The 26,669-nt window shown below is 40.0% G+C and carries 25 protein-coding genes; 15 read left to right on the top strand and 10 right to left on the bottom strand.

The genetic code is table 11. The features are described 5' to 3' along the window. Positions 1–435: 435 nt before the first annotated feature. Positions 436–1,419 carry a CHAD domain-containing protein gene (locus RMZ41_RS09835; protein WP_322640129.1) on the top strand — a complete coding sequence of 328 codons (984 nt, stop codon included), beginning with the start codon at positions 436–438 and terminating at the stop codon, positions 1,417–1,419. A 140-nt stretch (positions 1,420–1,559) separates the two neighbouring features. On the opposite strand, the gene RMZ41_RS09830 is transcribed toward RMZ41_RS09835, so the two are convergent. From RMZ41_RS09830 to RMZ41_RS09820, 3 genes are all read right to left on the bottom strand, one after another. Beyond that, entirely contained in the window at positions 1,560–2,237 is a 678-nt protein-coding gene (locus tag RMZ41_RS09830; RefSeq protein ID WP_322640128.1) for a DUF2834 domain-containing protein, read from the bottom strand. Between the two features lie 112 nt (positions 2,238–2,349). Further along, positions 2,350–3,495 carry a heat-inducible transcriptional repressor HrcA gene (gene hrcA, locus RMZ41_RS09825; protein ID WP_322640127.1) on the bottom strand — a complete coding sequence of 382 codons (1,146 nt, stop codon included), beginning with the start codon at positions 3,493–3,495 and terminating at the stop codon, positions 2,350–2,352. Positions 3,496–3,938: 443 nt separating this feature from the next. Continuing rightward, a complete protein-coding gene (locus RMZ41_RS09820) occupies positions 3,939–4,271 on the bottom strand; it encodes a rhodanese-like domain-containing protein (protein ID WP_322640126.1) in 333 nt (110 codons plus the stop codon). Between the two features lie 158 nt (positions 4,272–4,429). Between RMZ41_RS09820 and RMZ41_RS09815 the strand changes: the two genes are divergently transcribed. The 3 genes from RMZ41_RS09815 (at position 4,430) to cysE (ending at position 7,840) form a co-directional block, all read left to right on the top strand. Beyond that, positions 4,430–6,088 (top strand): DUF3352 domain-containing protein, encoded by a 1,659-nt coding sequence (locus tag RMZ41_RS09815; RefSeq protein ID WP_322640125.1) that lies wholly within the window; start codon positions 4,430–4,432, stop codon positions 6,086–6,088. Between the two features lie 332 nt (positions 6,089–6,420). Next, positions 6,421–6,912 carry a hypothetical protein gene (locus tag RMZ41_RS09810; protein ID WP_322640124.1) on the top strand — a complete coding sequence of 164 codons (492 nt, stop codon included), beginning with the start codon at positions 6,421–6,423 and terminating at the stop codon, positions 6,910–6,912. A 163-nt stretch (positions 6,913–7,075) separates the two neighbouring features. Beyond that, positions 7,076–7,840, top strand: a complete 765-nt coding sequence (gene cysE, locus RMZ41_RS09805; RefSeq protein WP_322640123.1) for a serine O-acetyltransferase — start codon at positions 7,076–7,078, stop codon at positions 7,838–7,840. 123 nt (positions 7,841–7,963) lie between these two features. Here the strand turns inward: cysE and RMZ41_RS09800 are convergent, their stop codons facing one another. Beyond that, entirely contained in the window at positions 7,964–8,548 is a 585-nt protein-coding gene (locus tag RMZ41_RS09800; protein ID WP_322640122.1) for an Npun_F5749 family FMN-dependent PPOX-type flavoprotein, read from the bottom strand. A gap of 164 nt (positions 8,549–8,712) precedes the next feature. Here RMZ41_RS09800 and RMZ41_RS09795 point away from each other — a divergent pair, with 164 nt between their 5' ends. Further along, positions 8,713–10,065: an ATP-binding protein gene (locus RMZ41_RS09795; protein ID WP_322640121.1), complete on the top strand. Its 1,353-nt coding sequence runs from the start codon at positions 8,713–8,715 to the stop codon at positions 10,063–10,065. Beyond that, on the top strand, positions 10,022–11,584 hold the full coding sequence (locus tag RMZ41_RS09790; protein WP_322734361.1) for a tetratricopeptide repeat protein: 1,563 nt from the start codon (positions 10,022–10,024) through the stop codon (positions 11,582–11,584). Before RMZ41_RS09795 ends, RMZ41_RS09790 begins: the two co-directional genes overlap by 44 nt. A gap of 349 nt (positions 11,585–11,933) precedes the next feature. On the opposite strand, the gene RMZ41_RS09785 is transcribed toward RMZ41_RS09790, so the two are convergent. Further along, positions 11,934–12,635: a Uma2 family endonuclease gene (locus tag RMZ41_RS09785; RefSeq protein WP_322640119.1), complete on the bottom strand. Its 702-nt coding sequence runs from the start codon at positions 12,633–12,635 to the stop codon at positions 11,934–11,936. Positions 12,636–12,761: 126 nt separating this feature from the next. On the opposite strand from RMZ41_RS09785, the gene RMZ41_RS09780 reads away from it, so the two are divergent. The 6 genes from RMZ41_RS09780 to urtD all read left to right on the top strand — a co-directional run bounded on the left by RMZ41_RS09780 (position 12,762) and on the right by urtD (position 19,435). Next, positions 12,762–13,901 carry an FAD-binding oxidoreductase gene (locus RMZ41_RS09780; protein ID WP_322640118.1) on the top strand — a complete coding sequence of 380 codons (1,140 nt, stop codon included), beginning with the start codon at positions 12,762–12,764 and terminating at the stop codon, positions 13,899–13,901. A gap of 196 nt (positions 13,902–14,097) precedes the next feature. Then, positions 14,098–14,520 (top strand): ester cyclase, encoded by a 423-nt coding sequence (locus RMZ41_RS09775; protein ID WP_322640117.1) that lies wholly within the window; start codon positions 14,098–14,100, stop codon positions 14,518–14,520. A 361-nt stretch (positions 14,521–14,881) separates the two neighbouring features. After that, the gene (gene urtA / locus RMZ41_RS09770) at positions 14,882–16,198 is read left to right on the top strand and encodes an urea ABC transporter substrate-binding protein (protein WP_322640116.1); all 1,317 of its coding nucleotides are present in this window, start codon (positions 14,882–14,884) and stop codon (positions 16,196–16,198) included. Between the two features lie 203 nt (positions 16,199–16,401). Next, positions 16,402–17,562, top strand: a complete 1,161-nt coding sequence (gene urtB, locus RMZ41_RS09765) for an urea ABC transporter permease subunit UrtB (RefSeq protein ID WP_322640115.1) — start codon at positions 16,402–16,404, stop codon at positions 17,560–17,562. A 30-nt stretch (positions 17,563–17,592) separates the two neighbouring features. Beyond that, positions 17,593–18,714 (top strand): urea ABC transporter permease subunit UrtC, encoded by a 1,122-nt coding sequence (gene urtC, locus RMZ41_RS09760; protein WP_322640114.1) that lies wholly within the window; start codon positions 17,593–17,595, stop codon positions 18,712–18,714. Further along, positions 18,689–19,435, top strand: coding sequence for an urea ABC transporter ATP-binding protein UrtD (gene urtD / locus RMZ41_RS09755; RefSeq protein WP_322640113.1), 747 nt, complete (start codon positions 18,689–18,691; stop codon positions 19,433–19,435). The genes urtC and urtD overlap by 26 nt, the downstream gene beginning before the upstream one ends. Before the next feature lie 180 nt (positions 19,436–19,615). Here urtD and RMZ41_RS09750 read toward each other — a convergent pair whose 3' ends face one another. Beyond that, a complete protein-coding gene (locus RMZ41_RS09750) occupies positions 19,616–20,224 on the bottom strand; it encodes a Uma2 family endonuclease (protein ID WP_322640112.1) in 609 nt (202 codons plus the stop codon). A 653-nt stretch (positions 20,225–20,877) separates the two neighbouring features. Here RMZ41_RS09750 and urtE point away from each other — a divergent pair. Further along, on the top strand, positions 20,878–21,576 hold the full coding sequence (urtE, locus tag RMZ41_RS09745; protein WP_322640111.1) for an urea ABC transporter ATP-binding subunit UrtE: 699 nt from the start codon (positions 20,878–20,880) through the stop codon (positions 21,574–21,576). Between the two features lie 43 nt (positions 21,577–21,619). Here the strand turns inward: urtE and RMZ41_RS09740 are convergent, their stop codons facing one another. From RMZ41_RS09740 to RMZ41_RS09730, 3 genes are read right to left on the bottom strand one after another with little or no spacing between them, the layout of a single operon-like run. Then, positions 21,620–22,390, bottom strand: a complete 771-nt coding sequence (locus RMZ41_RS09740; protein WP_322640110.1) for a hypothetical protein — start codon at positions 22,388–22,390, stop codon at positions 21,620–21,622. Between the two features lie 8 nt (positions 22,391–22,398). After that, complete coding sequence (locus tag RMZ41_RS09735) at positions 22,399–23,712, bottom strand: cytochrome P450 (protein WP_322640109.1); 1,314 nt, start codon at positions 23,710–23,712, stop codon at positions 22,399–22,401. A gap of 6 nt (positions 23,713–23,718) precedes the next feature. After that, the gene (locus RMZ41_RS09730; protein WP_322640108.1) at positions 23,719–24,501 is read right to left on the bottom strand and encodes an ABC transporter permease; all 783 of its coding nucleotides are present in this window, start codon (positions 24,499–24,501) and stop codon (positions 23,719–23,721) included. 149 nt (positions 24,502–24,650) lie between these two features. On the opposite strand from RMZ41_RS09730, the gene RMZ41_RS09725 reads away from it, so the two are divergent. Further along, positions 24,651–25,262: a DedA family protein gene (locus RMZ41_RS09725; protein WP_322640107.1), complete on the top strand. Its 612-nt coding sequence runs from the start codon at positions 24,651–24,653 to the stop codon at positions 25,260–25,262. A gap of 204 nt (positions 25,263–25,466) precedes the next feature. Then, on the top strand, positions 25,467–25,988 hold the full coding sequence (locus RMZ41_RS09720) for a hypothetical protein (RefSeq protein ID WP_322640106.1): 522 nt from the start codon (positions 25,467–25,469) through the stop codon (positions 25,986–25,988). On the opposite strand, the gene RMZ41_RS09715 is transcribed toward RMZ41_RS09720, so the two are convergent. Beyond that, positions 25,985–26,542: a hypothetical protein gene (locus RMZ41_RS09715; RefSeq protein ID WP_322640105.1), complete on the bottom strand. Its 558-nt coding sequence runs from the start codon at positions 26,540–26,542 to the stop codon at positions 25,985–25,987. The genes RMZ41_RS09720 and RMZ41_RS09715 overlap by 4 nt on opposite strands. Positions 26,543–26,669: the final 127 nt, after the last annotated feature.

Raw genomic sequence — 26,669 nt, 5'->3', positions numbered from 1 at the left:
TTTAAATCATCTTGATAATTGTAATAATATTAATTATGTAGGGCTACTATTTGATTTTTGAAAAGATAAGTAGGGGAGCCAGTCGCGTGGGCGGGTTTCCCGACTTGAGCGGTAGTGACGCAGGAGCGTCGCTGGCGTTGCGTTAGCGACAGCGTAACGCGCCAAAGCCTTAAGAGTAGCGTGTTACGCCTACTTAGATTTTTTAGAAATCAAATATGATTTCTATACTATCCTAAATGGCTAAGTAAAGATATTTTTCAATTATCTAAGTACATATATTTGATTCAAGTATATGATAGATGCAATATCTATCAATAGTTATAAAAAAAAATTTACAACTTCCATAAGGTAAAAATATAACAATTTGATGAGATGCAAACTTTTAACTAATGTTACTATGCAATAACTTTATAAGGTATGTCATTAAGATTGATTATGAAATTAGCTACACAACCCACAGTAAAAACTTTAGGGGACTACGCCTACCAAGCGATTCAAAAACACGTTAAGAAAACTTGGAAGTGGGAAAAATCAGTCAAGAAAGATGAAGATCCAGAAGCGCTACATCAAATGCGAGTGGGAATGCGTCGCTTACGGACGGCTGTAACTAGGTTTGAACTAGCATTAGATGTGCCGAAACCAATCAGCGATAAAAATATTGGTAAAATAGCTCGTCGTCTTGGTAATCTGCGAGATTTAGATGTACTCAAAGAAAGTTTGGAAAACAATTATCAACCAAAGTTACCCTGCAAAGAACAGGAATCTCTCAGAACAGCTTTCACAGCTTTAGCTAAACAACGTGAAGATGTACTATCGAGTGTGCAGAAAACGTTGAAAGATGAATCTTACAAGTCTCTTAAAGATTCATTGGATAAGTGGTTAGATAAACCAATTTATAAGCCTTTGGCATCTATTACTATTCAGAGAGTTCTCCCAGATTTACTATTACCAGAAGTAAGTAATTTTTTGCTACATCCAGGTTGGCTAATTGGCACTCAAGTTGTGGAATCAGAAATAAAAGTTAAGCATAACTGGGAACCAAAAAAAATTGAACAGCAATTGACAAAAGAAGGGGAAATTCTTCATAGTTTGCGAAAAGAAGCTAAACGTATCCGTTACCAAATGGAATTATTTACTGACTTATATGGTGAGTCTTACGCATCTTATATGACAGAAGTGAAAAATATCCAAGAAATTTTGGGTACGATGCAAGATAGTGCGGTATTAACCGATTGGCTGACAAATGTATTCAAATCAGAAATTAAGACTGAGTTACCTACTCTTGCTACTTTATTAACAGAAAATCGTTACCAGTCGTGGCAGCAGTGGCAACCTTTGCAAGAACGGTATCTGAAATCGGAAACTAGACATAGCTTTCATTTAACAATGTTGCATCCGCTTTCAGGAGTTATAAATTAAAGCTTCTTGTTGATTGGACATACTTTTCGGACATCCTCTGAGACTTACGCAAAAAATAACTAAAATCAAAACCATTATTCTCAGGTAGGGGCAATTCATGAATTGCCCTTACACTCTTTAATTACGAATTAAAAAGTGCTTTAATTTGCAACTGGCTGCTGACTGGGTATTGTTTCTACACCGACTTCTGGTAGAGGTGGACGCACACACAAATAAATCAATGGCCCAAATAGCGGTATCAACGCGATTAGCCAGAATATCTGTGGATTTTTCCAACCGCGACGCGCCATATCATCCCCTAGCAAAGCTGGAAATAAAAGGCCAAGTAGAGAAAAATCTAAACTCATTACATTGATAAAGCGGTTTGTTTGCCACTGTTGCACAAAACTGCCCCAATTTCCTCCTTTTAAGCCGTAGGCAACTAAAATAACTGTGGTTACAGTCAACGCAATCCCAGTCACACGAGAATCTAGCAGCTTGAGTAAGATATTCTTTTTACCGACAACCTGATTATTTGGTTCTCTAAGGGCTAGGTAGGGTAACAAGGCAAACATTCCGACTCCAAAAGAGGCTGTAGCAAATAGCCAAGCAGGTATTTTTTGTCCTCTGCCATCAATAAACACCACTGCACTGTAGATGAGAGGCCAGACACCCATGAGGTTAAATAGTGCTATGACTAACGGGTTAATACCTTGCCACTGTCCAGTAGAAAGGTTTTTAATTAACTCGAATGTACCGGGTTGCTCAGGAGGAGCGAGGAAAAAAGCATAGATAGTGAATCCTAACCACAGGAAGCCAAAGGCGATTTTTCTAACCATGAAAGATTTAAGTAGGATTAATTATTGATTTTGCCACTACAAATTGCCTATCTGCCTGCGATCGCATTATTCACTCATTTAGACTTGTAGCAGCTTATCTCTAAACCTTACCTTAAGGATTGAAATAACTGAAGGCTTCTGAGAGGTAATCAGCAGCAGATGCCACAACTGCGATCGCGCTTTCATAATCTAGGCGCGTTGGGCCCAAAACTCCCACACTTCCTACTGGTATTGAACCTCGGCGATAGTTGGAAGAAATTAAAGTACAGGTGCGGATCGGTTCTAATGGATTTTCTGCGCCAATGCGAACGGTTACTTTTGACTTACCCACATCCTCAAGCTCTGGTTCTTCAAATATTAATCGCCATAGTTGGTCTTGTTCTTCTTCCAACAGGTGGATAATCGTTTGTACCTGCTGTAACTGAGAAAATTCCGGCTGGCGCAAAACTTCTGACACACCCCGAACCATAATTTGGGTTGCTGTCGGTGCATGAGTGCGACGAGTCAATTCGGCAACTGAATTTTTCAGAAATTCCCCGTAGCGTTGGAACTCCTGATCTAGTTCGCTCCAGTTGAGGTTGGCTAATTCCAGCAGACTTCGCCCCCGCAAGTGGGTATTCAAAAAGTTAGAAACAATTTGCAACTCGCGATCGATTACCTCCGAATCCCGTTGTGTTTCCTCTGGTATTGGTGACAAATCCATCAACTTGGAATGTGTCTCGTAACCATCGGTAACAACAATTAACATGATCCGCCCAGCTTCAATTTGCACTAATTGCAGATGTCGCAATAGCGCTGTTGTCGTTTGCGGCATCGTAATCAAGCTAATACAACCACTCAAGGTTGCTAAAATTTGTGCGGCTCCTTGCAGTAGCGTTTCCAAACTCCAATCTTCCCACTGGAGACGCTTTTGCAATGCCATCTCTACTTCTCGTCCTATTTCCGTACCACTTTGGGGAAGCAAGCTACGAGCGTCTGTCTGCGACACGCTGCGCGAACGCAGAGAAGGTGTAATTAGCTGGTCAACATAAATGCGATAACCTGAATCTGAAGGCACTCGTCCGGCAGAGGCGTGCGGTTGGTAAAGTAATCCAGACTTTTCTAAAACGCCCATTACATTGCGAATTGTGGCTGAACTTACGCCTAGATCGTACTCCTCGACCAAAGCCTTTGAACCAACAGGCTCTGCCGTAGCAATGTAGTGACGTACTGTTGCCCAAAGTATATGCTGTTGTCGATTTGTTAACTGGACTTCCATAGGACATCTTTTGCTAGAGGCAAATTTTAATCAAATTCTGGAAAATTTGTAGATTTGATTGAAAACGAAGAGTATTAATAATTTATTAAGATAATAAATTATACAATTATATTGCGATCGCTAATTTTAAGGTTCATGTACACCATTTTTTAAAAGTGCGCTCTAAATAGAATCTAGGCTTTGCAGCGCAAGCTGATAGTTTGATACAACATCTTTTTCCGCCTTATTTTTGCATGATTCTACACTTATAAAAGTATTGTTGTATACGTATTTTTGCGGCTATCTTAGCTAAGATTTAGGTCGGAAAGTTCAGTAAGTTATGTAACTACTGTAGAAAGTTACAAGCTTTTCTGGCAAGTTTCTAAGTTAATTTAGTACTATTCTCACAATATCAAAAGCCAGATGGAATTAAGTTCCATCTGAGTAATGCACCTAAACGCAAGCTAATACTGGGGAATTGAATGGTCTACTAAGACAGAGTAAGCATCAATACCACCCGAAATATTTTGCACATTTGTAAAACCTTGAGCAATTAACCACTGGCACATTTGGGCAGAGCGGATACCGTGATGGCATAACACAAGGGTTTCAGCTTCAGGGTTGAAGAGGGTAGGTATTTCATGTCCCCATTCGGCAAATTGACTCAAGGGTAGGTTGACAAAGCCCTCAATGTTAGCGATCGCCAATTCTTCTGGTTCTCGCACATCGACTAGCTGTATACTTCCATCACCAGAGGAAAGACGTTGTGCGAGTTCTTGTACACTAATCTGGTTCATGGGTTGACTAAAAAAATTCCCGATAAACAGTCCTAATCTTATTTTATGGTGACAGAAAATCTCTGCCTTTGCATGAGTATCCATTCTCAACAAGGCTGATAAATTCTGCTAGGCTTTCTGCTTAAATGGCTGTAAACCGTCTTTTTTAAAGGTTTAATGTGAATAGTCAACGCTCATTTATCGGTTTTATCGTCGCAGGTGCGATCGCCTTGCTAATTGCGATCGCAGGCTTATACTGGTTTTTCGCCAAAAGTCCGGCTAACCTGATTGCTTCTACCTCCCAGCCTGGTGCAGCCATATTCGTATCAAAACTCTCCCCTGTAATGGTTTCATTGCTAGCGAATCCCGAACGGTTGCAGGCGTTGGATCGTGAAGAGGAATTATCTAAACTCAAAACCAGTTTGTTCGCCAAGAGTGGCATAGATTATAAACAAGACGTTCAACCCTGGTTAGGGAATGAAATTACATTAGCTATCAGCACCTTAGATATCGATCGAGACTCAGAAAACGGACAGCAGCCAGGGTATCTCTTAGCATTAGCAACCAAGCAACCAGAGAAAAGCCGCGAGTTTGTCGAATTGTTGTTTTCTAAACGGGCGTTATCTGGAGCAACTTTAGCTGTTGAAGAATATAAGGGCCTAAAACTGATTTCTGACAATTCTCAACCAGAGAAGGATTTACTTTCAGGTGCGGTTGTTGGTGAAGGCTTTGTGTTGTTTGCCAACAATCCGAAAGTGTTGAAAGACGCGATCAATAACGTCCAAGCGCCGGATCTGAATTTGACTAGCTCCCCCGAATACCAAAAAGCTACTAAAGAACTGCCCAAAGGGGGTTTAGCTGTAGCGTTTTTGAACCTTCCCGTTGTGGCAAAATGGCAAGGCTTAGAATTGTCAGAACAACTTTATAACAGTGAAATTATTTCTCTGGCATTGAATCCCAAAGGATTGCTAGCAGAAACCACATTTTTGACTTCATCAGAAATTCTCACTCCATCTGCACCACTATCTAAACCTGTGGGAGCATTGCAGTATGTTCCAGCATCCGCAGGTTTGGCAATTTCCGGCTCAAATTTGAGCAATTTGGCTGACAGCGATTTAGCCAAACTCTGGAGACAAGCAACAGCTACTATATATGGTTCTGGGGAAGATGTGGTTTCTCGGTTAGCCAAACCTTTGGTAGATGCTCAGAAAAACTGGGGGATAAACTTACCAGAGGATATTTTTAGCTGGGTACAGGGAGAATACGCCATAGCATTGTTACCTGAGAAAGAGCAAACAACCCCTCATTGGATTTTTGTGGTGGAAAAATCTGAGAGTGTAGAATCAGGTGTTGCTCGATTAGATGCGATCGCATCATCCAATGGACTCAGCATTAATCCCCTAACTATAGATAAGCAAAAAATCTCCGCTTGGACAGAGTTAACTACAGCTACTAAAAAAAGTGATGCTAAAGAGGGAGCATCCTTCAGCATTGAAACAAAAGTGCGAGGATTGCATACAACTTTAGGAAATTACGAAATTTTCACCTCTGACTTAGAAACGATGGATGAAATTCTCACAATCAAAGATAATTCCATAATTGATCATCCCAATTTCAAAGATAGTATTGCTACGATTCCCTTACCAAACCAAGGCTATATATATCTTGACTGGACAAAGAGCCAGAATTTGTTAGAGCGTCAAGTACCAATTCTCAAACTAGCGGAAGTTTTAGGGAAACCGTTTTTTGATAATTTGCGATCGCTCACAGTCAGCAGTTATGGAACTGACACGCGATCGCTCAAAGGTGGCGTTTTCTTCCAACTCAATAATTCCTGAAACTTTCACAAAAGCTCAAGTGCAGAAGGTAAAACTATTTTACCTTCTGCCTTTTTATATCTTGTAATATTTGCTATTTAAATCGTCCATCAAGAGTTTTCTCTCCTAAAGAAAACCCTGCGTCCAATAGAGGTAATCACATCCAAATTATAAGTTTGGGAATTGTAGCTGCTGTTTATATCAAGAAACAACCTAGCAATTAGCTGTTTGCGTTAAAAACCCTTTATTGTGGCACATTTTAATGTGGCACAACCAACTGAAAATTCACTGGAATTTTTTCATTAGAATATGTATATATCATTACTAATTTAACAGCCTGTTGGAGGGCTACCATGAAATACTGTCGCCCCCGACTTCAGTTTAGCGGCGGCTGGTTGTTGGCTATATTTACCGCCATCACAGCTACCCCTGTAATAGCAGAAACAGCGAATTTTGCTACTTTAAACTTATCAGCAAACTTTAATGCAGCACAAGGAACAGTGCAGGGGTTTACAGGTGGTTCTTATTCATTGTCTGCCATAAGTAACCGCGATCGCGATCAAAAAGCCTGTATTGGTTTTGCCGATCCTAATCCAGATCATATTATGGTTTTGGAAAAGGACTTTTCCCAGCTAACAATCCAGGTTGATAGCAACAATACCGACACAACTTTGCTCATTCAAGGCCCAGATCAAAATACAATTCGTTGCGGCGATGATACTGGCAAAAGAAAAGATGCTAGCGTTAGCGATCAGAAATGGAAAAGTGGCACTTATCGGATTTGGGTAGGTACATTCAATCCTGGAGTCAAGCGTGATTATACTTTGACAGTAGAGCAGGAGTAGAGGCAGGGGAGCAGGGGGCAGGGGGACAAGGAGAAAAATACCAATTCCCAATTCCCAATTCCCCATTCCCCATTCCCCATTCCCAATTCCCAATTTTTACGTGCAACACCTGAGAGGATAATATGGGAGAGTAGCTTGTTGTGCTTTCCGAGGGTGCTATCTCGTGCTATCTATACTGCGTGCTGACTTTCGTATCATATTTGAACGTGACCCAGCTGCCCGTAACTGGTTGGAAGTTTTATTTTGTTACCCTGGTTTGCAAGCCCTGCTATTCCATAGGCTGGCTCACTGGCTGTATACTGTTGGTCTTCCCTTTATTCCTCGCCTGATTTCTCACTTGGCTCGGTTTTTGACTGGAATCGAAATTCACCCTGGTGCAACAATTGGGCATGGTGTATTTATTGACCACGGGATGGGTGTAGTAATTGGTGAAACTGCGATCGTGGGAGATTATGCCTTAATTTATCAAGGTGTCACCCTTGGAGGTACTGGTAAAGAATGTGGCAAGCGGCATCCAACTGTGGGGGAAAATGTCGTAGTTGGGGCGGGAGCTAAGGTGCTGGGCAATATCCAAGTTGGCAATAATGTTCGTATTGGCGCTGGATCTGTTGTTCTCAGGGATGTCCCTTCTGACTGCACTGTAGTGGGTGTACCTGGGCGGATTATATATCGTTCTGGAGTCCGGGTTGCACCTCTGGAACACAATAATTTACCAGATTCCGAAGCCGAAGTGATTCGTGCTTTAGTAGACCGGATTGAGGCGCTGGAAGAACAAATACAAAATCTTCAACGCACTAACTCTTCTGAAAAAACTCCTGTATTGGTAAGTTGTGTAGCTTCTAACCAAGCTGATTTTTCACAAAAAGCTCCTGTGTGTAGCCTTAAAGATAAGACAATACAGCAGTTTCTCGATGGTGCAGGTATTTAAATCAAGTTAGGAGAGACGCGATTAATCACGTCTGTACAAGAGAGGCGATTAATCGCCTCTGTGAGGAGTGAAGAATAAAAATTATCTTTGCACGTTCAAGCTCATAACTCCTAACGGACAAAATTAAGGATTAATTTCTTCACAAGACCATTCTTGATTTTCATCGCGGCGATAAAATTTTCTATTTTGTGGTTCGCCGCGCAATTCTAAGTGGTCTACCTCCACTGGGTTGAGTAGCAGTAGGGAAAAATTAGGTAATGGCTGCACTGAGTCGGGTGCTGGTGGTGCAAAAGCTTCTGGGGTTTCAACTCTGGGTTTACCAGGATGGGGCCAAGCAAACTGTAAACGTGCAGCATCACTAAGTTCTTGCCACATTGCAATGCGCGCTGGTTGTAAATCCTGGTGAGAATCATCACTCCTGACTAGGGTCAAATCGCCATTGATGCGGAATTGTTCTCGTGTATTGGGGAAGTACCAGCAAATTTCTGCCCAAGGTTGTTGCTGTATCTGGTCGGCTTTAGCGCTACGAGTATCTGTGATGAATTTTAGCTGGTTTGTATCTTCCAGAAAGCCGCGAAAGACTAAGGTACGATTAGCGGGGCGACCATTGGGCTGCACTGTTGCTAGTTGCAAATAACGGGCATAAACAAGGCTACGGTTGCGATGGAGTGCATGAGCGATCGCACCTCGCCAAGGAGCAAGAGACATTATACAATTCTGTTGGTAATCTAAGGCCAGGTATTCCTGAACATACTACCACTTCAATACTCCTGGTTGAGTGTCGGTGATTCCAAAAAGTTCTCTAAGGCTAAGAAGCTTTAAGATTCCACTGCTGTAATATATATGTAAATTCTTAATATAAATAACATCTAATGAGTTCCTTCCCTCCTAATCGTGCTAATACCCTCAAAGCTGCTTTTCGTGTTTGTGATGTAGCTCCTCTGGTAACTATTAAAGATATTGAACGTTATTATGTTAATTTATCAAAAGTTCGCAAGACAGAGGCAATTAAAAAAATTAAAACTCGCTTAGATTTTCTTGAACCCGCAGAATTTTGCAGCCTTCTTTTTACTGGACATCGCGGATGTGGTAAAAGTACTGAATTAAGGAAGATTCAGCAAGAATGGGAATCTCAATATAAAGTTATTTATATTGAAGCAGACGCTGAACTAGATATATTAGACGCAGAATACACAGATTTATATTTGGTAATTATTAAAAAAGTTGCTGATGTTCTATACACATCAGAATTAAATTTTGATACAAAACTTTTAAATAATTTTGAGTCTTGGTTTAAAGAAATTACTCAAGAAACTGAACAAACAGTTGAAAGGTCGGTAAGTCTCGGTACTCAGGCAGAAGCAGGAATAAAGATTCCTTTTATTTCAAAGCTGTTGGGTAAAGTACAAGCTCAAATAAAAGGTGGTGACAAACAAAGAAAGACTGTTCGGCAGAATTTACAAAAAGATATTGGTCGGTTACAAGCTGATATAAATTTGTTGTTGGGTGATGCTTTTGTCAAGCTTAAATCAAAATACCCGGAATATGAAAAAGGATTTCTAATTATTTTTGATAACTTAGATAGGGTTCCTCCCAATGTAGCTAAACATTTATTTTGTGATTACTCATTTCAATTACAAAGTCTACATTGTACGATTATCTATACAGCGCCAATTTCTATAGTCTATTCTGAAAATAATTTGAGTAATTCCTTCGACACGCCCAATATTGTGCCGATGGTCAATATATATGAGTTTGAACAAGACAAAAACGAGCTAAATTATAATGATGAGGGTATAACAGCAATTACTAGTTTAATTGAACAAAGAGTTGAAATAGATGCAGTGTTTGAATCGCGTCAACTGTTAGTAGATTTAGCCAAAGCAAGCGGCGGTCACATCCGTCAATTGATGCAAATAGCATCACAAGCATTTCTGACAGCAGCAACTCGCGATCGCGATCAAGTTACTGCTGATGATATCACTTATGCGATTAAGCAAGAACAGTTTAATTTTGAGCGGAGTATCCCAACAGAATACTATTCTGCTTTGGCTGCGGTATATATTAAGAAGGATGTTTCTAAAGATGAAATCGGCCGGTTAATGCTGTTCAGTCTTTGGGTTTTTGAATACAACGGCAAAAATCGCTGGAATTATGTTAATCCAGTTGTGAGGCAAATCCATGCTTTCCAAGAAGCAGTCAAATCAGCCACAAGTAACCCCTGAGTTGAATTTAAAGAAAGAAACTTTTGTACAAATAAATCAGCAGTCATTAGCAGAACTGTTAACCTTTATTGACTTTGCTGATACTCAGTTAACGATTGGGTTTGTCGCTGTTAACTTTGCTGAAGATAGAAATACTTTAATTGAAATCCTCAAAAATCATCCTCAATGTGATGATATTCAGTTTGAAATTCTCAATTTTGCCGATCCTAATTTGCGTTTTTTAAGGGATGAGATTGTTCGGGATTTAAAAGAAGTTGATTTAGAACCAGATAAAAAATTAGTTTTAATTGCCATCGGTTTAGAAAAGTCTATTGGTCTATCTGGGGAATATCCTCCTGTACTGCAAGACTTGAACTTTGTGCGAGACGCTTTTAGTGATAGCGTTCCTCACCCTGTACTGATATTTTTACCAGATCATGCCCTAATGCGTTTGGTAAAATATGCCCCAGATTTTTGGGCATGGAGAAAAGGAGTATTTTATTTTCAAACAGTCCAGTCTACTCAAGAGTTGGCTATTGAAAAAACAATTCAGTCTGAGAGGATATTAGGAAGTTTAGATTTACTAGAAAGACAAGAGCGGATTGATTTACTTGAACGCTTGCTAATGGAACAATCAACAGATGTACGTACCCGGATTAATATTTTGAAGGAGTTAGGGGTAGCTTATAGCAGTATTGGTGAGGTACAAAAAGCAGAAGATTTTTTGCTAACAGCTTTGAAGTTGACTGAAGAAGATGAAAATTTAGTAGGAATTAAAGCTAGCGTTCTCCACTCTCTGGGAATACTTTACGCCGACAAAGGGGAAGTGGATGAAGCGATCGCACTCTACAATCAGTCTTTGGAAATAAAAAAACGCATTGGAGATGTCCAAGGCAAAGCGGCGACATTGCATTGCTTGGGAATACTTTACGCCGACAAAGGGGAAGTGGATGAAGCGATCGCACTCTACAATCAGTCTTTGGAAATAAAAGAACGCATTGGTAATGTCCAAGGCAAAGCGGCGACGTTGCACTGTCTGGGAATACTTTACGCCGACAAAGGGGAAGTGGATGAAGCGATCGCACTCTACAATCAGTCTTTAGAAATAGAAGAACGCATTGGTAATGTCCAAGGCAAAGCGGCGACATTGCACTGTCTGGGAATACTTTACGCCGACAAAGGGGAAGTGGATGAAGCGATCGCACTCTACAATCAGTCTTTGTCAATAAATGAACGCATTGGTAATGTCCAAACCAAAGCGGCGACGTTGCACCAACTGGCAGGTATCTACGCCAACAAAGGGGAAGTGGATGAAGCGATCGCACTCTACAATCAGTCTTTGGAAATAGAAGAACGCATTGGTAATGTCCAAGGGAAAGCAATTACTCTGTGGTGGTTAGGACATTTGGCAGAACAGCAGGGTGAATACACTAAAGCAATATCTTATTTGCAACCAGCTTTAGAGATTTTGCAGCGATTGAAGTCACCGGATGCTGAAAGTGTGAGTGCAAGTCTTGATAGGATAATTCGTAATTCGTAATTACTGAAAGATTTTTGTCTCACGCAGAGGCGCACAGAAGAATGCAAAAGTGTAATTTAAGTAAATGAAAACTGCTGTAATGAGTCTTTGATACTCGCCGACGAGTATTTAAACTTCATTCATGAACCTCAGAGCTTTGTTAATGAACCTCAGAGCTTCGTTAATGAACCTCAGAGCTTCGTTAATGAACCTCAGAGCTTCGTTCGTGAACCTTAGAGCTTTGTTAATGAACCTTTGAGCTTCGTTAATGAACCTTTGAACTTCGTTCGTGAACCTCAGAGCTTTGTTAATGAACCTCAAAGCTTCGTTAATGAACCTTGGAGCTTTGTTGATGAACTTTGACAGCTATTTAGGTGAGAGAATCAGGATCTACACCGAGCGATCGCAACTGTTCTAATAATAATTGGGTGCGTCGCTGTGCTTGTTGAGCTTCTTGTTTTGCTTCTTTTACCTGTTCTTCTGGTGTTAAAAGCTTTTCCCCTTGCTGGTTATACCAATACAACCACTCACGGGGAATGCCTATATAAGTTCCCCGTTCGATGCCAATTCCTAAACCGATTTCTGGCAACCAAGCAGGATGAGTATTTTCTAATATTACATAGCCACCATTGATTAATTTATATACTTCTAACCGTGGCTTGCGGCGGCGAAGTGGGTTGTAAACTACATAATATAAAATCCCTAGTTTTGCATACTCTGCTTTTTTCGTTGAGTATTCACCACGATAATTGTGCGAAACTACCTCTAACACTAATATTGGTAATTTATTCTCTTCCCAAAGCACATAACTAGGACGGAGATTTTCATCATAAAAGCGCTCTACGCCCAGACTCAAAAACCCATCTGGGACTATCGCTGGCAAACCTGGATCGTAATAAATACCCATGCGAATACCAAAAAACCAATTCATGCGTTCTGCCCAAGCCATTGCTAATACGCTTCTGAGTAAATCGGGAATTGATTTTTGTAATTGATTATCTACTGGGGTATCGTCAGAGTCAGGTAGTTCTTTTGAAGAGGGCAAACGAGTTGATGGATCGTAATTTACCATGATGGATTTACCGTTCTTCAGTTATTAGTGCATCTTTATTTTATTAATGAATCTCGATCGCAATTTCAATGAGAGAATCTGGATCTACAGCAAGCGATAGACTCTTTACTAATTTGTAATTCATATATGAAAACCTATGACTGGATTGTAGTTGGCGGTGGAATTGCGGGTGCTGCACTCGCTTATGAATTAGTCAAAACAGGTTTTGCTGTACTTTTATTGGAGCAATACCAAACACCACAGAATGCAACTCGCTATAGTTATGGTGGGCTTGCTTATTGGTCGGGGAATACGCCACTAACTCGGCAATTGTGCGAAGATGCGATCGCGCGTTACCATATCCTATCTCAAGAGTTAGACGCTGATATCCAGTTTCGGGAATTAGATTTATTACTTACTATTTCAGCCGCTAATGACCCAGAGGCAACGGCTGCATCATATAATGATTCTGCCATTCCACCCCGTTTACTCAGTGTGCAAGAAGCTTGTGAGTTGGAACCGCAGCTAAATCCAGAAGCAATATCTGGGGCTTTAACTGTTAAACACGGTCATATTCACCCAGAAAAAACAGCACTTGCTTATATCCAAGCTTTTCTGCGGGCTGGTGGTGAAATGCAGATTACCCAAGTATTGCAAGTACTCCAAGATGGTGTAAAAACCACTACTGCAACTTTCCGCAGTGCGAACGTTGTCATCTGTGCGGGTGGACTCAGCCGCCAACTACTAAAATCTGCTGGTATTCCCGTCAAGCTGTATTTTACCCACGCAGAAATTATTGAAACCCCGCCTATGGATGTGCAGTTACGCACCTTAGTTATGCCAGCGAATCAGCAACGTTTTCAACTAGAAGCTGAATCTTCTCAAGTTGATGAATTGTGGGATGAACTAGGTAATGAGTTAGTACCACCGATTTTAGATGCGGGTGCAATTCAGTTTCAAGATGGTAGTATCCGCATTGGTCAAATTAGCCGTGCGATCGCAGATCCTCACGCTAAGGTAAACTCGGAAGATAGTGAAAAGTGGTTGCGAAAAAGTGTTGGTCAAGTTTTACCAGCTTTGGGAAATTTACCAGGAACTTGGCATCATTGCTTGGTGGCATTTAGTAGCGATAAACTTCCCTTAATTGGTGGTATCGTAGCATTTGAGGGTGTTCATATTTTCTCTGGGTTTAGCAATCCCCTAGTACTTATACCACCTTTAGCAAAGCGCTATGCTAATTTTGTAACTGGCGAGAAAGATGAAATTATTACACAAATGCTAATCTAAAAACCCCGCAGTCAAAAACACAAATATTACTAGTACTGACACATTAGGCGCAGTCATACTTTACAGGTATAAAAAGGTGATATGGCCTGCACTGATTTTAGTTCAATTTTATACTTGGTTAATTGACAATAGTGCATCTTGTCTGTCTAAATAAATAATTAGAGTTCGCTTAATTTTCAGTAAAGGAACAGCAGCAATGTCTTCCATTGAGGAGAATAAAATAATTGCTCAACAGTGGTTTAAATTTATTAGCGAGCATAGAATCGAAGATATTTGCGAGATAACCGCCCCGACTTGGAAAATTCACGGTGCTTTACCAGGGCTTCCCCTTGGCCCTGAAGGGGTACGTAAACTCTTCGGTTCATTTGGGCCTATCCAGCAGAAATGGACAATTGAAGACGTAATTGCTGAAGGTGACAAAGTTGTTGTGCGCGCGACCAATACCTGCATTCAGGATAGTTTTCTTGGCATACCTGGCCGCGATCGTCAGCAGACGTTCACAGCTACTTTCATTCATTATATTGCCGACGGAAAAATAATTGAAACCTGGCGAAACGCTGACGATCTTGGACGGGTTCTTCAGCTTGGGGCACGGATTGAACCAGGAATATCCGAGTAACACTAGTGTTGTAAATATTTTAACCTGACTTAATAATTAGAACTATTTCTGTGTTAATCAGCTATCTGTTTAGCATCGACAATAGTTTTAAAAAAGCCGTTTTTAACTGTCTAGAATCTCAGACATTCATGGAAGAGAAAGGGTTTATTCCTTCATAAGGTATTGCATAGATATAAGAATATTTATAAAGTTAACAAAGCTTAATATTAAAATATTTGTTTTTTATTACAAAAATCAAACATTTTGTATAATGCGTCACTTTTTACTAGTAAACTATCGCACTATCATCACATTTTAAAGTTTAATATTGTCAACTTTCTATTAAGTTAGTTGATTGATCAAGAGGAAAATTCATAAAAAGATGAAAAGACAATTTAACAGACGCAAGTTTTTAATCTACGGTTCTGCGACTTTTGGAAGCAGCTTTTTTATCAAAGCTTGTGCGAATAATTCTCCAACTGCTACAGAGAGTCCAGCAGCGCTTTCTACTGCAACTCCGGCTGCTGCTACTGCTAGTGACACCATCAAAGTAGGTATTTTGCACTCTCTGAGTGGTACGATGTCTATTAGTGAAAAAAGTGTTGTCGATGCTGAAAAATTAGCAATTAAAGAAATTAACGCTGCTGGTGGTGTCTTAGGTAAACAAATTGAAGCAATTACTGAAGATGGCGCTTCTAACTGGGATACTTTCAGAGAAAAGGCAACTAAGCTAATCGATCAAGATAAAGTCGCTGTAGTTTTTGGTTGTTGGACTTCTGCTAGCCGCAAGAATGTTAAGCCAGTATTCGAGAGCAAAAATCACATGCTCTGGTATCCTGTGCAATATGAAGGTCAAGAGTGTTCTAAAAATATTTTCTACACCGGTGCTGCACCAAATCAACAAATCGAACCATCTGTTGATTGGTTGTTGAAAAATAAAGGTAAAGAATTCTTCTTAGTTGGCTCTGACTACGTTTTTCCTCGCACTGCTAATACAATTATTAAAGCCCAATTAGAAGCATTGGGCGGAAAAACAGTTGGTGAAGATTATTTACCTCTTGGCAATACAGAAGTTACACCTATCATTACGAAAATAAAACAGAATTTGCCCAATGGCGGCGTGATTTATAACACTCTAAACGGTGATAGTAATGTTGCTTTCTTCAAACAATTAAAAGGGGCTGGATTAACACCAGATAAATATCCCTCTATGTCTGTAAGTATTGCTGAAGAGGAAGTCAAAGCAATTGGTGTAGAGTATCTCAAAGGTCACTACGCTGCTTGGAACTATTTCCAAACAGTAGACACACCTGCTAATAAAAAGTTTGTTGCTGCTTTCAAAAAAGAGTACGGTGAAAATCGGGTAACAAATGACCCAATGGAAGCAGCATATATTGCAGTTTATTTATGGAAGCAAGCAGTACAAAAAGCTGGCACTACTGACATAGCTAAGGTAAGTGCTGCGGCTTATGGTCAAACTATAGATGCACCTGAAGGTAAAGTGACAATGGATGCCAATCATCACATATCAAAAATTGTGCGGATTGGTGAAGTTAGACAAGATGGATTGTTTGATATTGTCTATGCTACTCCTGCACCAGTTGAGCCACTTCCTTGGAATCAATTTGTAAAAGAGACTAAAGGGTTTGCTTGTGATTGGACTGACCCAGCGAAGGGTGGTAAGTACAAGAAAGTTTAAATAATTCGTAATTCGTATTAATTGCGGATTACGAACTCTCAGAAATAGTAGGGTGTGTTATGGCTTTAGCCTAACGCACCATCTTAGATAACGGTGCGTTAGGTGTTTATGTCATGTTTTTCATTACAAATAATATAGAAATGTGCGCCTAACATATCCTACGTTAATTATAAAAATAAGAAGCTGATAGATAGGGAAAAAAAGTGTTCGCAGGTTTTTTAGAAGCTGTATTTAATGGTATTAGTATTGGCGCTGTTTTATTAATTGCTGCGCTGGGACTAGCTATTATATTTGGATTAATGGGTGTCATTAATATGGCACATGGTGAATTGATGATGTTCGGCGCTTATACCACATTTGTTGTGCAAAATGTATGTAAGCAATTAGGTGGAGTATGGTTTGAAGTCTATATATTTTTAGCTTTGGTTATCGCTTTTATTTTCACGGGTGCTGTGGGATTAATTCTAGAAAGAGGTGTGATTCGTTATCTCTATGGACGACCATTAGAAACTCTCTTGGCAACTTGGGGAGTAAGTTTGATTTTTCAGCAGTTTGTTCGCAGTGTGAATTGGGTATTGATAATTGGCATAGCTATATTTTCTTTGTTATTTTTTGGAGGTTTATGGATTTTAAATTCCCGCACAGATTTGGGAAGAGTTCGTAACTGGATTGTGGCGGTGATATTTTTATTATCGTTGGGTGTAACAATAGCAACGGGCAATTTATTGAGTCAAACTTATCAGCTAGCAGTGACTCAACCTTGGTTTGGCGCTCAAAATGTGGATGTAACAGCGCCTACTTGGTTACAAGCGGGGATATCTTTAGGTGGTGTGCAATTGCCTTTTGCTAGGTTATTTATTATTGCTTTAACAATAATCTGTGTGGCGGGAATTTATTTATTTTTACAACGTTCTAGTTGGGGTTTAAGAATTCGCGCTGTGACGCAAAACCGGAGTATGAGTGCTTGTTTGGGTATCCCAACTCAAAAGGTTGATGCAATTACTTTTGCACTGGGTTCTGGTTTAGCTGGTGTGGCTGGATGTGCGATTAGTTTACTCGGTTCTGTAGGGCCAAATACCGGACAAAACTATATTATCGATACTTTTATGGTTGTTGTCGTAGGGGGTGTGGGTAATTTAGCTGGGACGATTGTGGCTGCTTTGGGTATTGGTACGGCTAATTTTTTAATCGGTTCTGGAACTTTGGCTTTGTTGTTGAGTCCTGTTAAACCTTTGGCTGATTTGTTTACTTTTTTTGCAACGACGAGTATGGCGAAGGTGATGGTATTTGCGCTGATTATTGTGTTTTTACAGTGGAAGCCTGGGGGGATTTTTCCGCAGAAGGGACGTACTGTTGATGTTTAAACGAACCGCAGAGACGCGGAGGGCGCAGAGATGAGAAAGAAGGAAGGAAGGTTAATTTTAATTGAGGTGGGGGTGGTAGTTGCGATCGCACTTTTCCTCATTGTTATTATGCCACTGTTGCTGACAGAGTTTCGTCTAAATTTGTTGGGGCGATTTTTGTCGCTGGCGATTGTGGCTTTGGGTATTGATTTGATTTGGGGGTATACTGGTTTATTGAGTCTGGGACATGGTATTTTCTTTGGTTTGGGTGGATATGCGATCGCAATGTACCTAAAACTACAAGTCCCGACTGGAGAATTACCTGATTTCATGGGGCTTTATGGGGTAACGGAACTTCCCGCTTTTTGGAAACCTTTTTATTCGTTTCCTTTGACAATAGCTAGTGTGGTATTAATTCCAGGGTTATTGGCGGGATTGTTGGGATATTTAGTTTTCCGTAATCGCCTCAAGGGAGTTTATTTTTCTATCTTGACTCAAGCCGGAACTATTGTATTTTTCAATTTCTTTAACGGTCAACAACAGTTTTTCAACGGTACGAACGGACTGATAGATTTTACAACTTTGTTTGGGGCAACGGTCAGCGATGCCAAAACGCAGTTTGTTTTCTACACGCTGACGGTAGTGTTTCTCGCAGCCACCTACGGAATTTGTCGCTGGTTGACAACTGGACGCTTTGGCAGATTGTTGATAGCGATTCGTGATGATGAGAGTCGGGTACGATTTTCTGGCTATGACCCTACAGATTTTAAGGTGTTGGTGTTTGCAGTTTCAGGTGCGATCGCAGGCATAGCAGGAGCATTTTACACCATTCAAAGCGGTTCTGTCTCACCCAGAGCAATGGATATTGCCTTTTCGATTGAAATGGTGATTTGGGTAGCTGTAGGCGGACGCGCTACTTTAATTGGCGCGATTGTGGGAACTTTGTTAGTAAATTATGCCCGCACTTTTTTAAGCGAACAATTTGCAGAAATCTGGCTATTTTTCCAAGGCGCACTATTTTTGATAGTCGTCACAGTCCTTCCTGACGGCATCGTGGGATGGTTGCGTAGTCAGAATATTTCTCTTTTCAACCGCCGTCAACAAATTGCTACATATCCCACCTTGGAAGAAGACCCTGAAGTGCAACATGAACGCGAAAATATTGGAAACTGAAAATGTAACTGTTAGTTTTGACGGTTTTAAAGCGCTAAATCAGCTTAATTTTAGTATGGATGTGGGTGAATTACGAGTAGTAATTGGCCCCAATGGTGCGGGAAAGACAACGTTTCTGGATGTGATTACCGGGAAAGTACAACCAACGATTGGGCGAGTTATGTTCAAAGGAAGAAACCTACGTTCTTTACCTGAATATAAAATTGCCCGATTGGGAATTGGGCGCAAGTTCCAAACACCTCGAATTTACTTAAACTTAACGCCCCGTGAAAATTTAGAGATTACCATTAACAAGAATAAAAATGTTTTTTCTACTCTGTTTGAACGTTATAATACTATTGAAAAGAATAATATTAAAGGATTATTAGAAACTATCGGTTTAACTCCTAAAGCAGACATCAGAGCAGCTTTACTTTCCCACGGAGAAAAGCAACGTTTAGAAATTGGGATGTTAGTAGCACAGTCTCCAGATTTATTACTTGTTGATGAACCCGTTGCGGGTTTAACAGATGAAGAAACCTATAATATCGGCGAACTGCTTTTAGCACTGGCACAAAGTCATTCCATTTTAGTAATTGAACATGATATGGAATTTGTGCGTCAAATTGCCAAGAAAGTAACAGTATTACATGAAGGTTCGGTGCTGTGCGAAGGAAATTTTGAAGAAGTGCAAAATGACTCTCGTGTGATTGAGGTTTATTTGGGAAAACAGGAAGAATGAAAAACGCAAATACTATTCGGTTAAAGCAGGAGACGCGATGAATCGCCGTCTCTACAAAAGACTAATTATTGTAGAGACGGCGATTTATCGCGTCTTTGTGATTTATAATTTTCATCAAAAAACCTTAACCGAACGGTATTGAAAACGCGATAACTTCATTAAGTTGCGCTAACCTACTTTCTATTTGCCTGCTGATTCTGGTCGCTTTGCGCTATTAAATACCTGCTCTACTGTTAGCACCCACTCAGGAATTAGCACTGATTCCATGCAAGTAGCACCTGTAAATACTTTATCCTCATACTGTCCCTCCACCCACTGGCAAATCGTAATTTGTTGCATTTGTGGGTCAACAATCCAATACTCTAATATTTCCCTAGCGGCATACTCAGTCCGCTTGTAGCGATAATCACGAACACTATTTGCTGTTCCTGGAGAAACAATTTCAATCACTAGCGCAGGTGGGGGCATATCACGAGTCAAGGTAGCACGAGTAGTACCGATAAGGGCAGCATAGGATTCTTCTGTGTGAACCATTAAGTCAGGTAAACGACATCTCGCACGTCGCCCCGCCACCTCAATTTCTGTATCCTTGTAAGCAACTAAATAAAATGGGAAATGTTTTAGTAGTTCAACGAATAAAAATCTTCCCAGATTGCTATTTTCCTGACTTTCTGGTGGCATCTCGACTAGTTCTCCATCCACCAACTCATAGTGTGTGTCTGTACCATCGTCATAGGTAAGATACTCCTCAAAGGTCAACAGTTTTTGGGTTTTCGTCGTTTGGGTCATTTGCTTTGCTAGCATCTGTATATTATGAAGTATGAGCTATATATTCCAGTTAGCCAAACAAGCAGTAATTACATAATAAAAGATATTTAGTATAATTGTATACTAAATAATTATTTTATTAAGTGTAACAATGCAATATATTCTCTTCGATACATGTATTTGGTTAAATTTAGCTCAAAAACCAGAATCACGTCCTCTTGTGAAAAGATAATGTCTATTACCATATAGAGACCTAAAAAGCATTAGAGAAAATAGAAATTGAAGATATTCCTCCAGATGAATTTGATCTTTTTGAAAGCCGTTTACGAGTGATGCGATATGCTTCATCGCTTTGCACTAGTGCAGAAGGACATATTTTCAATGACAACGAAGGGCGATGGTTTCATTCTCAGTTTGGTGGCAGTTTCTCTTGGCATTTAGTTTGTAAAAAATGTGGCGCATTGCTAGACACAGGGGAATTCTTTGATTAATTGAAATGCTTTTAACATTGCCTTGATGCTGTAAGCTTTGTGTTAATGCGTGAGGAAGGAATTATGGAGGCATTAACAACTGATAAACACTTTGAGTAAGAAGGTTTTACCCGCTTGTTAGAGTCAGCAAACTAACACTGCACTGAGCCTCTGCATGAAATTTTAATATCTAGGTAATTTATAATGCTAAAAATCTCGAACCTCAACGTTTACTACGGCGAAAGCCACATTCTTCGCAACGTAGATTTAAGTGTACCATCTGGGCAAATGGTCTGCCTAATTGGACGAAATGGTGTAGGTAAAACAACCTTACTCAAAACAATTATGGGATTACTCAAACCCCGTAGCGGTACTATTAACTTAGCTGAAGAATTAATCAACTCAAAATCTCCCGACCAAAGGGCAAAGTTAGGAATTGGTTATGTTCCCCAAGGACGAGAAATTATCCCCCGCTTGACAGTCAAAGAAAATCTGCTGCTGGGGTTGGAAGCTAGACGCAAACCAGTCAAAAAAGCAGAAATTCCAGAGGAAGTTTTTAGCTTATTCCCGGTGTTAAAAACTATGCTGGCGCGGATGGGTGGTGATTTGAGTGGGGGACAGCAGCAACAATTAGCGATCGCACGTGCTTTAATGGGAGAACCTCAATTACTCGTCTTAGATGAACCCACTGAAGGTATTCAACCCTCTATCATCTTAGAAATTGAAGCCGCAGTTCGTCGCATCGTCGAAACCACAGGTATTTCGGTTTTATTGGTAGAGCAACATTTACATTTTGTCCGTCAGGCTGATTATTACTACGCTATGCAAAAAGGTGGTATTGTCGCCTCCGGTTCCACATCTGAACTCAGCCAAGATGTGATTCAACGCTTCTTAGCTGTTTAATAAAATAGAATTCAGGAGTCAGGAGTCAGAATTCAGAATTCAATTAGAGTGTAGCTTGCTTCTCTTTAAGAGTAGAAACGTGCTTAATTTCCCCACTTTCTTGTTCTGAGTTCTGAATTCTGAATTTTGTATTGTCTATATTAATAGAATCGGAAGCAATCAAGTCTGCTGCTTCTTGTAAAAGCTCGTGCTGTTCTTTTTGAATGGTTTCCAAACGACTAGAAATTTCTGTTAATCGCTGTTGTTTATTTGGTTGAAGATTTTCAGGTGGCAAAGCTGGGAGGTTCTCAGTTGTTTTAGTAGCCGTAATTTGCCCAATAGTAAAACTGCCAACTTTAGTTAAGGATAAAAAACTAACTTTAATCAAAGCTTGAAGCAATTTTAACGGAACTTGGAGTATTGACCAACTAGCTGTTTCAATCAAGCGGACAATTGCTTTGATGATGCTCCAAATGATAGCGATCGCAAACAACAAAATCACTATACTAATAATTGGGTGATTAGTCGCCCAACCGAGTATTTGAACTAACCGAAAAAATATCGGGTGCTGTATCAGCCAATCATTTACAGAAGATGCCATCGCATCTTTAACTGCTCCCGATGTTGTACTTTTAAATTTCTCAGCAGTTTGCCAAGTTTGCTCTAAGCTTGTTGTAACTGTATCACTTGTTGTAGTTGCTGTTGTCTTTAGAGACTCTCCAACTTGCTGTGCTGAGTTACTTAGAGAGTTAACGCTTCCGCCTACAAAATCTTTCACATTTTGCAAGCGTTGTAAAACTCCATTAGGCAAATGTATGTCTATTTGGGATTCCATAAAATATTTTACCGAGGTTGAAATCGAACCCGTAACCCATCTTTAGGGTGATTTGTAGGCAACTGCACTGAATCTAAACTTTGGTTAGGCAAGATTTCCCAATGATAGTTGCGTAAAAGATGGGAAGCTACTATTTTCATTTCCATTTTGGCAAAAGCTAAACCAATACAGATGCGTGGGCCACCGCCAAAACCAACTAAACTAAAAGGATATTTTTTATTTTCTTGATGTTGAGGACTAAAACGCTCTGGCTTAAAAAGGTCTGGCTCAGAATAAATTTCTTCAATTTGGTGAGTAGTTCTAATTGAATAGAATAGCTGCCAACCAGCAGGAACGTGATAACCATTAAACTCAAAGTCTTTAATCACGCCACGAAACCCGCCTCCCACAGGTTGATACAATCTTTCAACTTCCCACAAAATCTGCTCTAAATAGGGCATTTTACCCAATTGTTCTAAATCCAAATCACCTTTACTTGCAAGTTGCAATTGTTCAACTCTTGCTTTTGCGAGTACTTCTGGATGACGGGCTAACTCTAGACACAACCAAGTCAGCATTGAAGTAGTAGTTTCATGTCCTGCAAAGAGTAACAGTACTGCTTGGGCAATGATTTCTTGTTCACTCAGGCTGTTACCATCTTCATCTTTAGCTTTTATCAACAAGCTGATGGTATCTTGAGTTGGGTTTTGCTGACGTTCTCTAACAACTTGAGTTAGATGCTCTAAAATTTGATTCCGCGCAGCTATAGCTTTACCAAATGTAGTAAATGGTAATGCCAACGGATTAATAGCAAACAGCCCATTTGTCAAATTTGTAAATAACTGACTGAGACGCACACATTCAGGCCCAGGATGTGTACCCAACAACAATTGACTCGCAATATCAAATGTCAGTTGTTTAAACTCTTGAAACCAAGTAAACTCCTGTTTTTTCTCCCACTTTTGGAGATAACCGCGTGTAATATCTTCCATTGTGGAGGCATAACTCGCCAATGCAGAGCCATGCAACGCCGGCATCATCAAGCGGCGATTTTTGCGGTGTTCTTCTCCGTCTTGGAGAAAAAGTGATTCACCGAGTAATGTCTTGAAATTATTAGGCCATCCCTCGCGCCAAGAAAAATTCTCGATATGGCTTGACAAAACAAACTCTAATGCCTCCGGCCCAATCATTACCACTGTTGGTCTGCCGAGAAGATGGGTTTTGAAGATAGACCCATATTGGTGATAGCGCTTTTTGGCAAAATCAGAGTCGAAAACAAAGGAGAGTGTTTCACCTAATACAGGTATACCAAAGCTTCCAGGAGGAATTTGATTACTTTTCATATCTCTCTAACTCGAAGCACTAGTATAAAATCGTAACGCAAACCGCCAAAACCAAGTAGAAGCGAAAAACAACGCTATTGCTAATATTACCGCACCTATCAACCAGCTAATTTCACTCCTACCTAACAGCGCTTGGGCTGGTACTGTAGTTAAAAAAGTTACTGGCATCACAAAGGTGAAGAAAAAGCGGTAAGCAGTGGGATATGCTGCAATGGGATATCTTCCAGCTTCCAATAAACCACGCAACACTTCAGTAACGTTGTATATTTTGACGAACCAAATACTCATCGAACCCAGCATAAACCACAGGCTGTATAAAATCACAAAGCTGAACAACAACGGCAGCACACCAAGTAGATAGCCGTTTATTCCTACGCCAAGGCGTTTACCTGCATAGCCAATAATAATACAACCAAAAATTAGATCCGGTAGTCCCCAAGGTGAAAGAGTATGAGTCGAAAGCCAAAACTGGCTGCGGATAGGTTTTAATAATATAAAGTCCAAAGTGCCTTCTTGAACATGACGGACAATGCGGTTCAAGTTAGACGCGAGAAAAGTCTCAGAAAATCCTTGTAGTAAGGTAAAAATTCCTAAAACTACTAAAGCTGATTCCCATGACCAGCCACTAAAAGTATAGCCAGTGCGGTAAAACAAGAATAGTCCAAAGAGACTACCCGCAAGATTTCCCAAGCTGGTGAGGGTAGCGACGAAAAAATTAATCCGATACTCTAACTCAGATGCGATCGCAGCACTCCAAAATAGTCTTAGTACTTTCAAATATCTTTGCATCTTGCACCCTTAAACCAAAATGTACTATTTGTCACTATATTTCTAAAGATTACACAATAGCTTTATGTAAATTTAATATTACTTTTTATTCAGGAAAATTGCTAAACGTTAAGATGTGGTGGATCTATAGCTGAAAGGTAAAAAATTCTATGCATCTGGATTTGCCACAACTGATTAAATCACTTGGCTACTTTGGGGTATGGGCGATTGTCTTTGCGGAATCTGGCTTGCTAATTGGTTTTTTTCTGCCGGGTGATAGTTTGCTATTTACTGCTGGATTTCTTGCATCTGTTCCAGAACCAGTGTTTAACATTTGGGTTTTGATTTTTGGTGCTTTTGTTTGTGCAGTCCTTGGTGATAACGTTGGCTACACTACAGGATACAGATTCGGCAGAAAATTATTTCAGAAAGAAGATTCATGGTTGTTTCATAAAAAACACCTGGTAAAAACCCAGAATTTTTATGAAAAGCATGGCAAAAAAACGCTAGTTTTGGCGAGGTTTACACCAATTATTCGCACTTTTGCGCCGATTGTGGCTGGAATTGGTGCGATGCATTATCGGACATTTCTATCTTACAACTTAATTGGTGGCTTCCTTTGGACATTCGGAATCACGTTGTTAGGGTTTTTCTTAGGAAAATCTCTACCACCTGAACAGGTAGATAAGTATTTATTACCGATTATTGGATTAATTATAGTTATTTCTTTAGCGCCATCGATTCTTCATGTAATCCAAGAAAATAGAGCCAAAAAAAGTTAAAGTATTTTTCGGATTTTGTATAGATATTAGGTATATTTATTTACTTAATATTGCTAAATATTGGTGATGCTATTAACCTGGGTGGTTTGGCAATGTGTGTGATGGAGGCAGTTTTGACTACTCCATACTATTAGCGTTGATTTGGGGAGGTTCTAGTCTTCTCGACATTATCAAGACTTGGCTAGGTCGTTAAATTGCAAAAATATGGCTATCAATCTGTATCTATTCCTAGAAAATCTCCTCTTTTTCCTCATTGCCACACTTTTTATTGTAGTTGTGAACTGGGGATGGAAACACACAAAGCCTTATACGCTACCTTTGCCATTTCCCGATTGGTATAAAATCTGGTTCGGCTCAGTACAACTGCTAGGAGGATTACTGCCCTTAGTAGTGATGCTATTATGGGGTGTATGGTGGGGCGATCGCACTGTATTAACTGTACTTGGTTGGTATTTTATCGTATTAGGTTTGCAAATCATCTCTGAGATAGTAACACTCAGGCAGTTGCAAAATGTAGTGTGGGTAATGGTTCCTTATATATACTTGCCTTACCGCTTCTGGCAGTTATATGAGGGTTTGACACTTTTAGAATCTAAAAGTGAGTTGGTATGGGTGCGATATTTATTAATTTTTGAATTGGTACTATGGATTGTTAACTACGTTGTAGATGTGTCTCAATTACCACGGCTGTTTCGCTGGGAAGTAGAATCAAATGATGTAAGCTAGGGATTAATTGCAGAATTAGCCATTTTTACCAAAGAAGTGCGATCGCCACCTTTCAACCCAACAACATATTGCACACCCTGTTGTCTCCAAGTCAAGGTAGCATCTGAGCAACCAGCACCACAAGTAAAATCTACAAAATAGGCAGTGATTCCCTTAGCTAAGGATATGCGTTTCCCAGTCAAACGGGGTGTTTTGCGGGTTACGACTTCAGCAGAAACCGCACCCAAACGACAGGCAGAAGCACCATAACAATCGGGACTAAAAGCCAGTGAAATCTCGTAGCTTTTTGGCGTAGCAGTTTCTATATTTGCATAAATTGGATTTCCCCCATCTGATTCAGGAATAAACTTCGGTAAGAGAATCCGAATCTGAGTTTTTTGCTTTAATTTTGGCAAAATAGATTTAAAAACTGGATGTGGCTGGATTTTACTCTGCTGTGCTATCAGTTGAGACTGATTGTTTATATTGGCTATGGCTGAATTATGAAAGCTGCTAATGCTGACTAATAAAAATACGCCACACACAGCACTGATATTTCTGAAGCTTAAAATCATCTTTGAAAACCTATTTCAACTAAAGTCCTTATTTGTAATACCCATTTTGAGTAGCAAATTACGTATCAAAGAGCGCTTTGAGTCAGCTAGACTAAAGAAGAAATTACTTAATAAGTTTTAATAATTC

The organism is Nostoc sp. DedVER02 (genome assembly GCF_034530675.2).
In the GTDB taxonomy this organism is placed as follows: domain Bacteria; phylum Cyanobacteriota; class Cyanobacteriia; order Cyanobacteriales; family Nostocaceae; genus Nostoc.
This window is presented reverse-complemented; position numbering and strand designations above follow the sequence as displayed.

Bases quoted from the DNA above. Each gene is read 5' to 3' on its own strand.
- RMZ41_RS09835 (WP_322640129.1), top strand. From the start codon at position 436: ATGAAATTAGCTACACAACCCACAGTAAAAACTTTAGGGGACTACGCC.
- RMZ41_RS09830 (WP_322640128.1), bottom strand. From the start codon at position 2,237: ATGGTTAGAAAAATCGCCTTTGGCTTCCTGTGGTTAGGATTCACTATC.
- hrcA (WP_322640127.1), bottom strand. From the start codon at position 3,495: ATGGAAGTCCAGTTAACAAATCGACAACAGCATATACTTTGGGCAACA.
- RMZ41_RS09820 (WP_322640126.1), bottom strand. From the start codon at position 4,271: ATGAACCAGATTAGTGTACAAGAACTCGCACAACGTCTTTCCTCTGGT.
- RMZ41_RS09810 (WP_322640124.1), top strand. From the start codon at position 6,421: ATGAAATACTGTCGCCCCCGACTTCAGTTTAGCGGCGGCTGGTTGTTG.
- RMZ41_RS09800 (WP_322640122.1), bottom strand. From the start codon at position 8,548: ATGTCTCTTGCTCCTTGGCGAGGTGCGATCGCTCATGCACTCCATCGC.
- RMZ41_RS09795 (WP_322640121.1), top strand. From the start codon at position 8,713: ATGAGTTCCTTCCCTCCTAATCGTGCTAATACCCTCAAAGCTGCTTTT.
- RMZ41_RS09790 (WP_322734361.1), top strand. From the start codon at position 10,022: ATGCTTTCCAAGAAGCAGTCAAATCAGCCACAAGTAACCCCTGAGTTG.
- RMZ41_RS09785 (WP_322640119.1), bottom strand. From the start codon at position 12,635: ATGGTAAATTACGATCCATCAACTCGTTTGCCCTCTTCAAAAGAACTA.
- RMZ41_RS09780 (WP_322640118.1), top strand. From the start codon at position 12,762: ATGAAAACCTATGACTGGATTGTAGTTGGCGGTGGAATTGCGGGTGCT.
- RMZ41_RS09775 (WP_322640117.1), top strand. From the start codon at position 14,098: ATGTCTTCCATTGAGGAGAATAAAATAATTGCTCAACAGTGGTTTAAA.
- urtA (WP_322640116.1), top strand. From the start codon at position 14,882: ATGAAAAGACAATTTAACAGACGCAAGTTTTTAATCTACGGTTCTGCG.
- urtC (WP_322640114.1), top strand. From the start codon at position 17,593: ATGAGAAAGAAGGAAGGAAGGTTAATTTTAATTGAGGTGGGGGTGGTA.
- urtD (WP_322640113.1), top strand. From the start codon at position 18,689: ATGAACGCGAAAATATTGGAAACTGAAAATGTAACTGTTAGTTTTGAC.
- RMZ41_RS09750 (WP_322640112.1), bottom strand. From the start codon at position 20,224: ATGACCCAAACGACGAAAACCCAAAAACTGTTGACCTTTGAGGAGTAT.
- urtE (WP_322640111.1), top strand. From the start codon at position 20,878: ATGCTAAAAATCTCGAACCTCAACGTTTACTACGGCGAAAGCCACATT.
- RMZ41_RS09740 (WP_322640110.1), bottom strand. From the start codon at position 22,390: ATGGAATCCCAAATAGACATACATTTGCCTAATGGAGTTTTACAACGC.
- RMZ41_RS09735 (WP_322640109.1), bottom strand. From the start codon at position 23,712: ATGAAAAGTAATCAAATTCCTCCTGGAAGCTTTGGTATACCTGTATTA.
- RMZ41_RS09730 (WP_322640108.1), bottom strand. From the start codon at position 24,501: ATGCAAAGATATTTGAAAGTACTAAGACTATTTTGGAGTGCTGCGATC.
- RMZ41_RS09725 (WP_322640107.1), top strand. From the start codon at position 24,651: ATGCATCTGGATTTGCCACAACTGATTAAATCACTTGGCTACTTTGGG.
- RMZ41_RS09720 (WP_322640106.1), top strand. From the start codon at position 25,467: ATGGCTATCAATCTGTATCTATTCCTAGAAAATCTCCTCTTTTTCCTC.
- RMZ41_RS09715 (WP_322640105.1), bottom strand. From the start codon at position 26,542: ATGATTTTAAGCTTCAGAAATATCAGTGCTGTGTGTGGCGTATTTTTA.